The 15584-nt window shown below is 71.2% G+C and carries 12 protein-coding genes; 9 read left to right on the top strand and 3 right to left on the bottom strand.

Annotated features, from left to right (window positions below; all coding sequences use genetic code 11):
* Positions 1-46 precede the first annotated feature (46 nt).
* The gene (locus IEY55_RS06420) at positions 47-1291 is read left to right on the top strand and encodes a 4-hydroxybenzoate 3-monooxygenase (RefSeq protein ID WP_229686118.1); all 1245 of its coding nucleotides are present in this window, start codon (positions 47-49) and stop codon (positions 1289-1291) included.
* A 111-nt stretch (positions 1292-1402) separates the two neighbouring features.
* Here IEY55_RS06420 and IEY55_RS06415 read toward each other — a convergent pair whose 3' ends face one another.
* The gene (locus IEY55_RS06415; RefSeq protein WP_189054958.1) at positions 1403-2422 is read right to left on the bottom strand and encodes an ABC transporter substrate-binding protein; all 1020 of its coding nucleotides are present in this window, start codon (positions 2420-2422) and stop codon (positions 1403-1405) included.
* Positions 2423-2590: 168 nt separating this feature from the next.
* Between IEY55_RS06415 and IEY55_RS06410 the strand changes: the two genes are divergently transcribed.
* The 6 genes from IEY55_RS06410 (at position 2591) to IEY55_RS06385 (ending at position 11177) form a co-directional block, all read left to right on the top strand.
* Positions 2591-6229, top strand: a complete 3639-nt coding sequence (locus tag IEY55_RS06410; RefSeq protein WP_189054956.1) for a sensor histidine kinase — start codon at positions 2591-2593, stop codon at positions 6227-6229.
* On the top strand, positions 6226-6651 hold the full coding sequence (locus IEY55_RS06405; protein ID WP_189054954.1) for a roadblock/LC7 domain-containing protein: 426 nt from the start codon (positions 6226-6228) through the stop codon (positions 6649-6651). Before IEY55_RS06410 ends, IEY55_RS06405 begins: the two co-directional genes overlap by 4 nt.
* Before the next feature lie 26 nt (positions 6652-6677).
* On the top strand, positions 6678-7340 hold the full coding sequence (locus IEY55_RS06400; protein WP_229686117.1) for a DUF742 domain-containing protein: 663 nt from the start codon (positions 6678-6680) through the stop codon (positions 7338-7340).
* Positions 7321-7917, top strand: coding sequence for a GTP-binding protein (locus tag IEY55_RS06395; protein ID WP_189054953.1), 597 nt, complete (start codon positions 7321-7323; stop codon positions 7915-7917). Before IEY55_RS06400 ends, IEY55_RS06395 begins: the two co-directional genes overlap by 20 nt.
* A gap of 934 nt (positions 7918-8851) precedes the next feature.
* Positions 8852-9145, top strand: coding sequence for a hypothetical protein (locus IEY55_RS06390; protein ID WP_229686116.1), 294 nt, complete (start codon positions 8852-8854; stop codon positions 9143-9145).
* A 34-nt stretch (positions 9146-9179) separates the two neighbouring features.
* The gene (locus tag IEY55_RS06385; protein WP_189054951.1) at positions 9180-11177 is read left to right on the top strand and encodes a glycoside hydrolase family 84 protein; all 1998 of its coding nucleotides are present in this window, start codon (positions 9180-9182) and stop codon (positions 11175-11177) included.
* 31 nt (positions 11178-11208) lie between these two features.
* On the opposite strand, the gene IEY55_RS06380 is transcribed toward IEY55_RS06385, so the two are convergent.
* Both IEY55_RS06380 and IEY55_RS06375 read right to left on the bottom strand, forming a co-directional pair.
* Positions 11209-11475, bottom strand: coding sequence for a hypothetical protein (locus IEY55_RS06380; RefSeq protein WP_189054949.1), 267 nt, complete (start codon positions 11473-11475; stop codon positions 11209-11211).
* Positions 11476-11484: 9 nt separating this feature from the next.
* Positions 11485-13767, bottom strand: coding sequence for a helicase-associated domain-containing protein (locus tag IEY55_RS06375; protein WP_189054947.1), 2283 nt, complete (start codon positions 13765-13767; stop codon positions 11485-11487).
* A gap of 108 nt (positions 13768-13875) precedes the next feature.
* On the opposite strand from IEY55_RS06375, the gene IEY55_RS06370 reads away from it, so the two are divergent.
* Both IEY55_RS06370 and IEY55_RS06365 read left to right on the top strand, forming a co-directional pair.
* On the top strand, positions 13876-14061 hold the full coding sequence (locus IEY55_RS06370; protein WP_189054945.1) for a hypothetical protein: 186 nt from the start codon (positions 13876-13878) through the stop codon (positions 14059-14061).
* A gap of 130 nt (positions 14062-14191) precedes the next feature.
* On the top strand, positions 14192-15583 hold the full coding sequence (locus tag IEY55_RS06365; protein WP_189054943.1) for an NAD-dependent malic enzyme: 1392 nt from the start codon (positions 14192-14194) through the stop codon (positions 15581-15583).
* Position 15584: the final 1 nt, after the last annotated feature.

The raw sequence follows: 15584 nt of genomic DNA, 5'->3' as shown, positions 1-15584 counted from the left end.
CGACTGCGGAACATCCTATAGGTGGGCATCGGATACCTTCCGTGGCGTGCAGACCCCCGATCACTCCCCCGAGCCGACCCCGGCTGATCCGGGGATCCCGGAGCGTGTCAAAACGACCAAGGTGGCCGTCATCGGCGCCGGCCCAGCCGGCCTCACCGTGGCCAACCTGCTGCGGAAAGCGGGTGTCGAGTGCATCGTGCTGGAACGCCACACCCGGGAGTACATCCAGACCCGCCCGCGTGCCGGCATGATCGAGCACCGCGTGGTGGAAATGTTGCGCAAGTATGGGCTCGCCGACCGTCTCCTCCGAATGGGTGATACGCACGGTGCGTGCGAATTCCGCTTTGGCGGTCGTCGGCACCTGATCAACTATGCGGAGCTCTACGGTGGGCGGCAGCACTACATCTACCCGCAGCAGGAACTCGTCACCGATCTCGTCGACGCCTTTCTGGCCGCGGGCGGGGACCTGCGGTTCCATGCCTCCGAGGTCGAGCTGCACGACCTGGACGGGTCGCGGCCCACGGTCACCTACACCGACGAGACCACCGGCGAGCGGCACCGGATCGAGTGTGAGTTCGTCGCCGGCTGCGACGGCTTCCACGGGGTGAGCCGGCAGAGCATCCCGGCCGGCGAGATCACCGAGCACAGCTACCAGCACGGCATCGGCTGGCTGGCCGTCCTCGCCGAGGCGCCGCCGTCGACGAGGTACCTCATCTATGCCAGCCACCCCGACGGCTTCGCCGGCCACATGCTCCGCACGCCGACCGTCAGCCGGTTCTACCTGCAGTGCCCGGTCGAAGACAGCGTGGGCAACTGGCCGGACGAGCGGGTCTGGGCGGAGCTGCGGAAGCGGTTCGCGGTGACCGACAGCGACTGGCAGCTCTCCGAGGGGCCGATCATCGAGAAGCGCGTCCTCGACATGCGCTCCCACGTCACCGAACCGATGCGTTACGGCCGGCTCTACCTCGCCGGCGACGCGGCGCACATCATCACCCCGGTCGGTGCCAAGGGCATGAACCTGGCGATGCACGACGCGGAGCGGCTCGCCGAGGCGTTGGTCGCGCACCTCGGCGAGGGTCGCTCCGACCTGTTGGACACCTACTCGCAGACCTGCCTGCGCCGGGTGTGGCGCTGCCAGGAGTTCTCCCGCTGGATGACCGAAATGGTGCACGCGCCCGCGGAGGGCTCGGGGTCCTTCCGCGCCCGGCTCGCGCAGGCCCGGCTGGAACACCTGCTGACCTCGCCGAGCTACGCGACCTCGTTCGCGGAGAACTACCTCGGTCTGGACTGAGATCTGGACTGGGACGGCACACATCGGCACATGTCGGCGCTCAGTCGACGGGCAACCAACGGGTCCGGTCGGCCGCGCGGGCACCCCGGGCGGCCGACCGGACCACGAAAATCAGTGCGGCAACGGCACGATCATGTCCTTGACGTTGATCCGCTGATCGATGACGCCGAACGCGTTGAGCAGGTCCGGGACCCGCTGCAACCGGGTCGGCTCCAGGCTCGACGGGAAGCTCCCCAGCTTCAGCAGCGAGGCGGTCTCCTTGTCGATGCCGGCGTACTCCGGCAACAACGCCTCCACCTTGGTGCGGTCCTGCTCGGCCTCCCGCTGTGCCCGGAGCAGTGCCCGCTGGAATGCCGCCACCGTCTTGGGGTTCTTCGCCACGAACTCCGCGGTCGCGCCGTAGCCCGCCAGCGGAAGTTCCGCGGTCGGGCCCGATGCGGCGTCCAGGACCGGCCGCGCGCCGATGTTCTTGGACGCCTTGGTGATGAACGGCTCCACCAGCAACGCCGCGTCCACGTCACCCCGGTCCAGGGCGGCTTCCATCTGGGGAAACGCCATCGGCACGAACTGGATCGTCTCCGGCTTGCCCCCCAGTGTCTTCACCGCGGACTTCACGCTCAGGTCGGAGATGCTGCCCGTGCTCGTCACCGCGACCCGGCGGCCGGACACCTCGCGCGGGTTGTGAATCGGCGAGTCCCTCCCGGCCATGAGCATCATCGTGTTCTCCTTGGCCGCATAGCTCTCGGCGACGATCCGCACCTCGGCAACCTTCTTCGCCTGCGCGGCAATGAAAGCCGGGTAGCTGCTGAACGCGATGTCCAGATCGCCGCCGATCATCTTGTTCAGCGCCTCGGGACCGCTCGGCGTGACCTGCAGCTCCACGTCCAGGCCCTCGGCGTCGAAGTAGCCCTCCTTCTTGGCGAGGTGGAGCGGGGCGAGGTCGATCACCGGCAGCACGCCGACGACCACCCGCGACTTCTCCAGGCCGTTGCGGGTGGGCCCGCTGGCGTCGGACCGGTCGCCGAGAAGGGAACAGCCACTGAGGGTGACGAGGGCGGTGATCGCCGCCAGGACCCCGGTGAGCAGGCGAAGCGGACGTAACGCCGATCTGGCGCCGTCACGTCGAAGCATCATTGCACCCCTCGTAAAGATAACTCTGTGTAGTTGTTTATGCGCCATGAGTGGCGGCGAACACCCTAGACGCGGTGTGGTATTCCCAACAGGGCGTGTTGACAGCGCAAGCACCCCGCGCTTTGCTGCGCCCGAACGGTGGATAGTCACCCGTTGGGGTTGCCGGGGGTGAGTACACTCCGCCGCGTCTGGGGTGTCCGGCGCCACGCGAAGCAGACCGAGGAGTGGGATGACTGGTCCAACGGCTGCGGCAGCGGGTGCCCGGCCAACCCCGGAGCGGGGCGGGTCAGCCTTAGCTGGCCGGCTCCCGGCACCCAGACCCGCACGCGGGCGCACCGGCGCGCCCGACCGACCCCCGACGACCCCCGACACGACAACCCCCGACACATCGAGAAACCCCGACATCACAAGGCCCGCGCGGGCCGGCTCGCCGCCGCCCCGGACCGCCGGACCAGCGCTGGACCCGGCTCTGTCGAACCGCACCGCAGCCCGGGTGGGCGCTGGTGCGACGTGGAGGACCTGTTAACCGTGGCCCGTCAGGACACCACCCCCTCGGTCAACGCCGGTGACGGCTCGGCGGGACCGTTCGAGGACCACCACACCGAACACGAGGAGACCCACCCCCGCTCCTCGGCCGAGTCCTCCGCGACACCCGAGTCCACACCGGACCATGCCGTCGATCCGCGGCGCCCGCGCCCGTCCGGCTGGTCCCGCTGGAGGCTGCAGAACTTCCGGCTGCGCACCAAGCTGATCGCGGTGTTCCTGGTCCCGGCCGCGGCCGCCGTCGTGCTGGCCGGCATGCGGATCGACACCGAGCTGGACAACGCCGAGCAGTTCGACAAGTACGTCCGGCACGTCGAGCTGGCCGAGCGCACCGCCGAGCTGGTGCAGGACCTGCAGGGCGAGCGCAACCTCGTCGCCGCCTACGTCGCCAACGGCCGCGACGGCGACCGCAGCGCCATGGACAGCCAGACCGCCAAGGTCGACAACGCCATCTCCCAGGTCGTCAGCACCGCGGTCGCGCTGGACCAGACCAACAGCGCGGTCAAGGAGCCGTTCCGCCGCGCGCTGGACCGGCTCTCCAGCGTCCGCCCGCTCCGCCAGGCCGCGTTGAGCAGCAAGTACCCCGACACCGCGGTGGTGGCCAACTACACCGAGATCATCGACGCGCTGCTGGAGGCCAACCACGCCGCGGCCAACGCCACCGCCGGCACCGAGATCGCGCAGACGGCCCGCGCCGCCGACGCCGTCGGCCGCGCCAAGGAGCAGGTCGCCGAGCAACACGCGCTGTTGCTGGTCGGCGCGGCGCACGACACGCTGCTGCCCGCCGACATCGAGGAGGTCCGCGACGCCGACGCGCGGTTCCACGCGGCCCGCGAGGAGTTCATCAACGCCGCCACCCCCGACCAGAACGTCCTGTTCACCGACAAGGTCAGCGGCCCGGAGGTGGACGAGCGGTCCCGCATCAAGCAGGCCGCGCTGGCCCGCGCCAGCCAGAGCACCGGCCTCGGCTTCCAGGCCGACCTGTGGGACAAGGCATCCACCGTCACCACGCAGCTCGTCCGCGACGTCGAGAAGAACCTGGCCCAGCAGCTGCGCGTCAAGTCCCAGGAGCTCGCCGACGAGGCCCGCGGCAACGCGCTGCGCGACGCCGCGCTCGTGCTCGCCGCCCTGCTGCTGGCCCTGGGCGTGACGTTGATCGTGGCCCGCGCCATGCTCCGCCCGCTGCGCGTCCTGCGGGTCACCGCCCTCGACGTCGCCCGGGCCCGGCTGCCCGAGGCCATCCAGCGGATGCGCGACGCCGAGAACGAGGTCCCCGAGGTCAAGGTCGAGCCGGTCCGGGTCCGCTCCACCGAGGAGATCGGCGAGGTGGCCCGCGCGTTCGACGCGGTGCACAACCAGGCGGTCCGGCTGGCCGCCGAGCAGGCCCTGCTGCGGGCGAACGTCAACGCGATGTTCGTCAACCTCTCCCGGCGCAGCCAGACGCTGGTCGAGCGGCAGCTGTCCCTGATCGACCGGCTGGAGCAGGACGAGCAGGACCCCGACCAGCTCGGCCACCTCTTCGAGCTGGACCACCTGGCCACCCGGATGCGGCGCAACTCCGAGAACCTGCTGGTCCTGGCCGGCACCGACCTCACCCGCCGGCTCAGCCGGCCGATCCCGGTCTCCGACGTCATCGGCGCCGCGGTCAGCGAGGTCGAGCAGTACGCCCGGGTCGACGTCGCCCCCACCCCGGAGCTGGCGGTCCAGGGCCGTGCCGTCAACGACCTGGTGCACCTGATCGCCGAGCTGCTGGACAACGCCACCGCGTTCTCCGACCCCAGCTCGCGGGTCAGCGTGCGCACCGCGCGCACCCGCGGCTCCGAGCTGGTCATCGAGATCACCGACCGCGGCGTGGGCATGCCCGACGAGGACCTCGCCGTCATCAACGAGCGGCTGGCCGACCCGCCCCGCGTCGACGTCGGTGTGTCCCGCCGGATGGGCCTGTACGTGGTCGCCCGGCTGGCGAAGCGACACGACATCAAGGTCCGGCTGCGCTCCGAGGAGCTCGAGGGCGGCCTGATCGCGCTGGTCACCGTGCCGCGCGAGCTGCTGGTGCAGCTCAGCCCGGACCCCGGCCCCAGCTCGCTGCCCTCCGGCAGCGGCACCATGCCACCGCTCACCGGCACCCAGCCGGGGTTCCTCCCGCCGCCGGGCCGCAACGAGACCACCGGCGGCCAACCCGCGGTGCCCGACCCCGGTCCGCGCACCGGCGAGCAGCCGGCCGTCACCGAGGCGCCCACGAGCTTCACGCTGCCGGTCAGCTTCACCACCGGCGACGGCGTGCAGGACCCGGCCGCGGTGCCCCAGGTATCCGCCGACGGGGCGCCGACCGAGCGCTGGCCGGAGTCCGGCCCGGACTCCCGGCCCGAGCTCGAGCTGGAGCTGGCCGACGCCGACGGCCGGTGCGACCCGGCCGAGAGCCCCGGCAGCCTCTTCTGGTCGGCCTCCGAGGCGGAGACCGCCACCATGGACGCCGCCGAGATCGCCGCCGGCCATCCCCTCCCCGCCGCCCAGACCGGGGCGGCCGATGCCACCGCGGGGTGGACCGTCGGGACGAGCCAGGAGGGCGTGCACGAGGTGGTGGACGCGCCGACCGAGCGGCTGCCCATCTACGAGGCGGTCCTCACCCAGTGGTTCCAGAGCGTCGCCGACGAGGTGACCGACGAGAACTCCTCGCCGAAGTCGTCGGCCGGCGCGCGGCCCGACCCGCTGGCCTCGCTCGGCCGCTCCGGAGAGCCCGCCGAGCCCCCGGCCGCGGCCCCGGAGCCGGAGCCGGCCGAACCGCTGCCCAAGCGCACCCCGCGCCGGCCGGAGGACATCGCGGCGGAGGCGGCGCCGTCCCGCCCGGCGCCGTCCCGGCCCAGCACCCGGCTCGGCCGGCCCCGGCCGGACCAGCCGCCGGTGCCCTCGGTCCCGTCGTCCCCGGCCACCCCGCAGAACAACTCCAGCTGGGGTTCCGGCGACGAGGGGTGGGCCAAGGCCAAGGAGCTGCTGACCCCCAAGAGCGACGGGGTCACCTCCGCCGGCCTGCCCAAGCGCGTGCCCAAGGCACACCTGGTGCCCGGCTCGGCAGCGCCCCGCCAGCAGCAACAGCCCAGCAAGCCGCTGCTGCCGACACCACCCCGTTCCGCCGACATGGTGCGGGGCCGGTTGTCCAGCTTCCAGCAGGGTCTGCGTCGTGGCCGGCACCGGCTCGACGACCGGCCACCGGCCGATGAGACCCCCAATCCGTCCCAGAGCCGTCACGACGAGGAGCACGAGTGACCACCGCGTCCGTCCAGCAGCCTGGCAGCTTCGGTTGGTTGATCACGGACTTCGTCCGCAGGGTGCCCGGCGTCGCGCACGCCGTGGTGGTCTCCGCGGACGGTCTGCTGCTCGCCGCGTCCCAGGGACTTCCCCTCGACCGCGCCGAGCAGCTGTCCGCCGTGGCCTCCGGCCTGGTGAGCCTCACCCAGGGTGCCGCCCGGTGTTTCGAGGCCGGCACCGTCGCCCAGACCGTGGTCGAGATGGAACGGGGCTACCTGTTCCTGATGTCCGTCAGCGACGGCTCCTGCCTGGCCGTGCTCGCGGCGCCGAACTGCGATATCGGTCTGGTGGCCTACGAGATGACATTGCTGGTCGAACGGGTCGGTCAGCAGTTGACGCCGGAGCTGCGCGCGCAGCTGCACGGCAATGTGCGCCAGTGAGCGGGCCAGTAGGGGGTGACGGTGCGGTGAACGCAGGTCCGGACTACGGCGACGATCGCTTCAACTACCGCGAGTGGGCCGCCAGCGGGTTCCGCTACGACGGTTACCTCGGCCCCGAGGAGGACGAGCCGGAGCCGCCGCGGCAGCGCGGGTCCGAGCCCGTGGACGAGGTGCCGGCGCCGACCGGTATGGACGGTTACGGCAGCGGGCTGTTCGGTGGCCCCGGTGCGGACCTGTTCGGCACCAGCGGTGTGCCGGACTATCCGCCGCCGGACGCGCGTCCGGCGCGGCCGGTGAACGAGTGGTCCATGGCACCGGGCTCGGCGGGAGCGCCCGAGCCGGTGGAGGAGGTCGGATCCCTGGTCCGGCCCTACACCAGGACCCGGGGCCGCACCCGGCCCGACTACGACCTGGCGATCGAGGCCCTCATCTCCACCAGCGAGCGGGGCCTGGACCGCGAGGCCACCGCGCTCCCCGAACACCGGTCCATCTGCGGGTTGTGCGTGGAGACCCGCTCGGTGGCCGAGATCGCGGCGCACCTACGGCTCCCGCTCGGGGTGGTGCGGGTGTTGATCGGCGACATGGCCGGTCTCGGCTTAGTGCAGATTCACGAGGGCGGCTTCGTGACGGGGGATCGGCCGTCCCTGGCGTTCCTGGAGAGGGTGCTCAGTGGGCTCCGCAGGCTCTAACCGTCCGGACACCAGGCAAGCGACCACCTCGGCCAAGATCGTCGTGGCGGGCGGGTTCGGTGTCGGCAAGACAACCTTCGTCGGCTCGGTGTCCGAGATCGTCCCGCTCACGACGGAGGCGGTCATGACCCAGGCCAGCGTGGGCGTGGACGACCTGTCCGCCACGCCGGGCAAGGTCACCACCACGGTCGCGATGGACTTCGGGCGTGTCTCGCTGGACAGCGACCTCATCCTGTACCTGTTCGGCACCCCCGGCCAGCACCGCTTCTGGTTCATGTGGGACGACCTGGTCAAGGGCGCCATCGGCGCGGTCGTCCTGGTGGACACCAGGCGGCTGGCCGACGCGTTCGCGTCCATCGACTTCTTCGACGACCGCGGTCTGCCCTACATCGTGGGGATCAACTGCTTCGACGGGCTGCTGCACCACCGCGTCGAGGATGTGCGGGACGCGTTGACGATCGACGAGTCGGTCCCGATCGTCACGTGCGACGCGCGCACCCGCGAGTCCACCAAGCAGACCCTGATCACGCTGGTGGAGCACGCGATGCGGCAGTGGATGACCGTCAAGGCCGGCTGAGGAGCTCGTCGCCGACAGCCGCGGGGCGCCGCGCCTCACGGCTGTCGGTCATCCGCGGTCCACAGGCTGGCGCCGGGGGCCGGACGGACGTTCGCTCGCGCCGGGCGCGGCCGAGGCCCGCGACCAGCCGGGATGTATGGGTGAGGCGGCGGGCACCGGCCGCGCCGGACGCCTGACCCGTCAGAACGCGCCTGGACAATGTGCCGCGGTGGGCGGTCAGGCCACTGATTGCGGCGACTGCCCTTCGGGGACCAGATCTCGTGCTCTCCCCGGGGGCTTGGCAGCAGGACCTTCGGCGACCGGCAGATGCGGGTCCGGGGCGGGTGACTCGAGCACCGGCCGGAAGGCCCACCTGGCCCGGCCGTGCCGCCCTTCTGCCATGCCCTCCCCGCCCCAGCGACTCCCCACACGTCGCGGGGCCCGGGCAGTGGCGCACGAGGCGTGGGCTGGCCACGCCGAGATGGGTTCGCTCCGTAGCCGCCCGCACCCCGTGCCCAGACCCTTGCCTGCCTCGCCGAGCGCGGTGTGGCGTTTCGGGAACCACTCCGGTTGATCCCGCAGCGTGCGCGAGTGGCCGCGGAATGTCATCCAGGCCGACATGATCTGGCCAGGGCGCGCGTTTTCCACTCTCCGGCGTGCGGTCCGTCACTTTTTGGGCATGATCGGGAGAGATGTCGCGTGCCCCTATCTCCCGTTTCTCCGGTTTGTCCGTCCTGGTTGCCGAAGCGACACAAGTCCGGCGATTCCGTTCCCGGGAGTCTATAAATTCCGCGTATACACTCGGCTTATAGTCACTGTGCGTGCAGACGGGGGAGAAGCCTTGGTTTCGGAGAGCGGAACGACTGACCGCCCGGTTCCAGCCGGTGTTGCGTCCGGAACCGGCCAGCAATCGCCACTCTGGGTAATCGTCCTTGTCTTGTTCGGTGGTTTCCTCGTGCCCGTCGTGGGCTGGGTGGTCGGCGTTGTGGCGCTGTGGACCCGGCATTGTTGGAACCTCCGCACCAAGGTGCTCGCCACCCTCGTCTGGCCGTTGTCCGCCCTCCTCATCTCCGGGTTCAGCGCCCTGTGGTACTGGCTGCTGCTCCCACTGAAGGCGCCGTACTCCTCCCTGGGAACCTCGCTTTTCCTGCTGGTCCCGAACAGCTGGCTGGTGGCGCTCCTGCTCGTCGGCCGCTGGCTGTACCTGACGGCACGGCCGATTCCGGCCACGCCGCGGGACATCCGCTGAGCCGCACCAACCCTCCGGTCCCGCAGGAGTCGCAATGCGTCGAACCACGCGCCGTACCGCGTCTGGCGTGCTCGGCACGGCAGCCCTGATCCTGGTAGCGGGGTGCGGTCCGAACCAGGCGGCGGGCGGCTTCCCGCCACCACCGCGGCCCGCCCTCGTCGGTGCGAAAACCGCCAGCGAGCCCGAGGACCTGCCCGCAATTACCCCCAAACCCCGACAGATCCGGCGAACCAGCCCCGACATCCCGATTCCGGAACGCGTCCAACTGCGCACCGGGCAGGGTGTCGACGAGGCGACGAAGGAACTCGTCCGCAGGACATTCGAATCAGCCGGCGCACAGCACGTGGACTCCGGTGAACAGGGGAACGACGCCGGAAACACCGCACTGACCGTAATCGTCGGGACGACCGACGACCCGATGGTCACCCAATCCCTGAAGGCCGCCGATGTCACCGTGACGGCACCGCTTCCCGACGAGGGATACGTGCTCACCGTCGAGCAGCGCGACGACGGCGGGCTGGTGGTCCTGGCCGGCAACGACTCCTCGGGCGCCTACTACGCCGCGCAGACCCTCCTTCAGTTGGCGGGCGGGGGAAAGATTCCCGGCGTCTCGATCGTCGACTATCCGGCCGCGCCCCTGCGCGGGGTGGTCGAAGGCTTCTACGGCCGGTCCTGGTCCTTCACCGAACGCCTGGATCAGCTCGCGTTCTACGGGGCCATGAAGATGAACACCTACCTCTACGCCCCGAAGGACGACCCTTACCACCGGGACCGGTGGCGCGAGCCGTATCCGCCGGACGAGAGGGAGAAGCTCCGCAAGCTCGTCGAGCAGGCCCGCAGGAATCACGTGCGCTTCACCTTCGCGATCTCGCCCGGGCAGTCCGTGTGCTACAGCAGCACGAGGGACAGGGATGCACTGCGACAGAAGATGCGTACCGTCCACGACCTCGGCGTGCGGGACTTCTCGATCGCCTTCGACGACACCTACCCGCTACCGACATGGGGCTGCTCCGAGGACATCGCGCGATACGGCGTGCTGTCCGAGGCGACTGCCGGCATGGCGCAGGCGGACCTGCTCAACGCCATCCAGCGTGACTTTCTCGACACCCTGGACGGAACGCGGCCAGTGCGGATGGTTCCCGTCCAGTACAGCGAGGTGCGGGAGTCCCCCTACAAGCAGGCCCTCCGCGAGCAACTGGACCCCCGGATCCAGGTCATGTGGACTGGGACCGACGTGCTGCCCGCCGCCATCAGCACCGAAGACGCGCGCCAGGCGCGCGCGGTGTGGGGGCGGAAGGTGTTGCTGTGGGACAACTACCCGGCCAACGACTTCGACAAAACCAAGGGACGGCTCCTGCTCGCGCCCTACGACAAGCGCGACAGCGGAACCACCGACGAACTGGCCGGTTTCGTCCTCAACCCGATGAACCAGGCTTCCGCCAGCAAGCCGGCACTCTTCACCGCCGCCGACTTCACCTGGAATCCCGAGGGATACGACCCACAGCGGTCCCTACGGAACGCCGCCGAGTTCCTCGCCGGTGGCGACGAGGCGACGGCGGAGGCGCTGCGGGTTCTCTTCGACGTCGAGCACTACGCGGCGAGCTGGACCGGAGAGATCTGGCAGGCCCCGGCACCGGAGCTGAAGCGCCGCCTGGACATCTTCCGCACGAAGTGGGCCACCAGTGACCGTAAGGAAGCCATTGCCGAGCTGCGTTCATATGCCAAACGCATGACCGACGCCCCGGCGACCATCCGGAAGGGCGTGGTTGATTCGAGGTTCGTCAGCGACATCGAGCCGTGGCTCGACGCGTTGCAGATCTGGGGGCAGGCACTCGCTTCCGCCTGCGACGCGCTCGACGCCCGCGTCGGTGGGAACGAGCGCGAGGCCCAAGCCCGCTTCGCCGAGATGAGGAACCTGGCTACGCAGGCGGAGAAGATCCGTACCCGTCCCGGCACCACCCGCGAACAGGGTCCGATCAAGATTGCCGATGGTGTGCTCGACGCCTTCCTCCGCGAGGCACCAGGGCCGTGAACGTCAACAGAGCCGGGAGCTGCCCGCCCGGTCAGTCGTCGGACTGCTCGGGCTCGGGCAGCCTTCGGAGGACCTCGCCGACCATCTGGGTGAGCGAGCGCATCTGCGCGTCGACCGAGTCCAGGCGACCGTCAAGCGAGTCGAACCTGCGGGTGTGCTCGTCCAGGGTGCTGCGCACCTGGCGCATGTCGTCGCGCAGTTCCTTGACGTCGTTGTCGACCCGGAGCGACAGCCAGCGGGTTTCGGCGTGCTCGACCCGCAGACTGCGTACCTGTCGCTCAAGCTCGTCGACGGCCATGCCCGTACTTTACCGTTCGAGATCGTCCTCGACGAGGGCGGCGCTCGTAATGCGGTGCAGCGGGAACCTCCGCACGGAGCCCTGCGCCTGGTCGAATCCTTCCAGCACACCGCCGCCCACGTTGACCGGCTCCACGATCCGTTGCGACGCAACACCGTGCGAGTCGACGAAGCCGATCCACACGCTGCGCCGGTCCCGGGCCGCCCCGCGCAGCAGGGCCAATGTCGCCGAGGTGCTGGCGGGGGTACCGCCCCGCACCGCGGCGCCGCGTGGCGCCGCGGCCGCGCGATCCCCCGCCCGAATCTGCCGGACCAGCGAGGTGAGCTGGTCGTCGCTGGGGCGGGTCGGGCCCTGCGCCCGGCGCTGCGGCCGCCGCCCGGGCACCCGCCGTCCCGGGGGCCGCAGATCGAGGATCCGGCCGTCCGGTCCCTCCGCGGCCGGGGCGAACCCCGCCTCCCGCAGCCCGTCCAGCACGTCCACCAACGCCAGCGGGCTGACCAGCACGGTCGGCGCGATCCGGCGCAGCTCCAGCTTGCCGGCCATCGGCTGGGCCAACACCTCGGCCAGCAGCACCGGGTCGTCGCACCGCAGGAACGAGGCCGCCGCGCCACCCCGGAGTTGGCCGTGCCGCCGCGCCACGTCGTCGATGAGGTAGGTCAACGACTGCGGGACCGGGGTGCGCGACCGGCCCGAGAACAGCTCGTGCAGCTCCGCCGAGGTGCGGCCGGCGTCCAACGCCCGCCGCACGCTGCGCTCGCTCACCCGGTAGACGGTGGCGCCGCCGGTCGACTCGACGTCCGCCGCCAGTGCGATGTCGGCGGCCAGCTCGGGCTCGAGGGGGCCCGGCGCGACCACCGTGAGGTCCGGCTGCACCAGCACGTGGTCGACGGGGGTGGGCAGTGCCTCGGCCATCCGCTTGGCGGCGTCGGCTGGACCACCCTCGTCGTCCGCGGCCAGTAGCGCGCGGCCCGGACCGCTCAGCGCGCCGAGCGCCACCACGCCCATGGCCGTGCCCTCGTCGAGCGTCCAGCGCACGAGATCGTCGCGTAGCCGCCCGCCCCGCCGGGGCGCCCGCCAGGCCAGCACGGCCGCGACCGCCTCCGGGCGGCGCACCGCCGTGCCCGGCTCCAGGTCGGCCAGCACCGCGAGCACGCGTCGCCGCTCCCGGGCCGCCGGCAGCCGGCGGACCTCGTCGGAGAGCGGGTTGACCAGGCGGTCCCGTTCGTCGCGCAGGCCCACCAGCCCGGGCAGCCGAGGCAACTCGAGCCAGGTCGCGGCCAGGGTCGCCCAACGCTGCTCGGGCGCGGCGGCGAGCCAGCCGTCGGCCAGCGTGGTGGGCGTCCACTCCGGCTCGGCGCCCTCGCTGTCGGCCACCAGCCCGGCGCCCGCGGCCACCTCGACCAGTAACGCGGCCCGCCGCTCGTCGACCTCCAGCCCGCGGGCCAGCCGCCGCAGCTCGCGTACGCCCAGCCCACCGGAGCGCAGCACCGGCGCGGGTTCGTCGGACCACACCCGGATCAGGGTTTCGATGTGCCGCACCAGGCTCAGCGCCTCGCCGGCGGCCGCGGCATCCACTGTGGACGGATCCTGCGCGGTCGTCGGAAGGGCCGGGGGCTGCACCTCGGCTGTCCCCAGTGGACGGTCCCCGCGCAGGGCCAGCGCGACCTGCCGGGGCAGCTCGACGGTCTCGGCGTCCCGCCGCAACAACAGCCCCTTGGCCAACAGGCGTTGCACCGGTGTCGTGGCGCGCTCCAGCGACACCACCTGTCCGGCGTCCCTGGTCCGGCCCACCGGTGGGCCGGCGGCCAGCTTCTCCAGCAGGGCCCGCTCGGCCTCGTCCAACCCGGACAGCTCCCGGTCCAGGTCGATCTCGTCCAGCGGGGGAGCCGGCCGGCCCAGGCCACCGGGGAAGGCACCCACCGCCTCCCGCGCCGCGGGCAGTACCGAGATCGCCTCGTCGGAGCCCCAGGCCAGGGCCAGCCGCTGGAGCGTGGCCAGGGCGGGTCGCAGGCGCGTCATCGGCACCCCGCGCCCCAGCAGTCGGGCCAGTGCGAGCACGCTCGTCGGCTCGCGGTCGGCATCCAGCACCAGCAGGGCCTCCAGGACCGCAAGCGTCAGCGCGTCCAGGTCCTCGCAGGCGCGGGCCACCGAGGCCCGGATGCCGGCCCGGGTGGCGAGCACCGTGGTGTCCGCCGGCGGCGGGGTGGCCAGGTCGGGGCGGGCGCGCAACAAGGCCGCGAGCGCGTCGTCGTCCTGCGCCCGCAGCCATTCCACGAGAGACGTGCCGGCCATCGCTACCACGGTATCCGGGGTCACGTCCGGCGGGAGCGGCGTAGGGGATCAGGCACACTGGAACCGTAGGCGCCCGCCCCGCGGGCCCGGACGCAACGAGGAGGAACCGTGGCCAAGGCCCGGCGCACCGAGCGCACCGACCCCACCTGGCCGGACCTGCCCAACGGCGAAAACCCGGTCACCGAGCTGGCCAGCCCGCTGCAGGGCGCGCTGTCGCCCTACGGCGAGGTCACCTTCCCGCTGCCCAGCGACGAGCTGCCCTACCGGCACCCCGTCACCGAGATCAACCGCTGATCCACAACGCGGAAGAACTCTTCCGTTCCGTATTGGGCGGATGCGGTCGGTCCCGGGCCGGGAGTTAGGCTCCTATCTTGGCGAAAAGGCCATCCGAGCAGCGCAGCTTAGGACTCGCCAGGAGGGTGAGATGCCGGTTCCCGGCCCCGGGTACTCCATCACGATCCGGCTGGAGGCGCCGCCGTCGGCCAGTGCGGCCGGCGACCTGACCGGCGCGGTCGGCCGGGTCGGCGGCGTCATCACCGCCTTCGACGTGGTCGAGTCGCACACCGACCGCATCGTGGTCGACATCACGTGCAACGCGCTGTCGGCCAACCACGCCCAGGACATCCAGGACGGGCTGGCCGCGCTGCCCGGCGTGACCGTACGGAAGGTCTCCGACCGCACCTTCCTGGTCCACCTCGGCGGCAAGATCGAGGTCAACGCCAAGATCGCGATCCGCAACCGGGACGACCTCTCCCGCGCCTACACGCCCGGTGTCGCCCGGGTCTGCCAGGCCATCGCCAGCAACCCCGAGGACGCGCGCCGCCTCACCATCAAGCGCAACACGGTGGCCGTGGTCACCGACGGCTCCGCCGTGCTCGGCCTGGGCAACATCGGGCCCGCCGCCGCGCTGCCGGTGATGGAGGGCAAGGCCGCCCTGTTCAAGAAGTTCGCCGGCGTCGACGCCTGGCCGGTGTGTCTGGACACCCAGGACACCGACGAGATCATCCGCGCCGTGGAGCTGATCGCCCCCAGCTACGGCGGCATCAACCTGGAGGACATCGCGGCCCCGCGCTGCTTCGAGATCGAGGCCCGGCTGCGGGAGAAGCTCGACATCCCGGTCTTCCACGACGACCAGCACGGCACGGCCATCGTCGTTGTTGGCGCGCTGCGCAACGCGTTGCGCGTGGTGAACAAGAACATCGAGGACTGCCGGATCGTGGTGTGCGGTGTGGGTGCCGCCGGCTCGGCGATCATCCGGTTGCTACTGAAGCAGCAGCCCGCCGACGTCGTCGCCGTGGACGTTGGCGGCGTTGTCCACGGTGGACGAGACGATCTCGACCCGAACCGCGAGTGGATCGCCGCCAACACCAACCGCAACGGCCTCACCGGCGACCTGCACAAGGCACTGGTCGACGCTGATGTCTTCATCGGTGTCTCCGCGCCGAACCTCTTCGGCGCCGACCAGGTCGCGACCATGACCAAGGACCCGATCGTCTTCGCGCTGGCCAACCCGGACCCGGAGATCGATCCCCTGGAAGCGCAGCGGCACGCGGCCGTCGTCGCCACCGGGCGCAGCGACTACCCGAACCAGATCAACAACGTGCTGGCTTTCCCGGGTGTCTTCCGCGGGCTGTTGGACGCGCACGCGCACAAGATCACCGACGACATGCTCGTCGCCGCGGCAAACGCGGTCGCCGATGTGGTGGATGCGGAGAAGCTCAACGCGTCCTTCATCGTGCCCAGCGTGTTCGACCCGCACGTCGCGCCCGCCGTCGCGGAAGCCGTCCGCGCCGCCGTACTCCAGGCCGGCGCCTGAA

This window comes from Longimycelium tulufanense, assembly GCF_014645795.1.
GTDB classification, from domain to species: Bacteria; Actinomycetota; Actinomycetes; order Mycobacteriales; family Pseudonocardiaceae; genus Longimycelium; species Longimycelium tulufanense.
The sequence above is the reverse complement of the archived record's forward strand: the minus strand, read 5'-3'. Positions and strand labels throughout refer to the sequence as shown.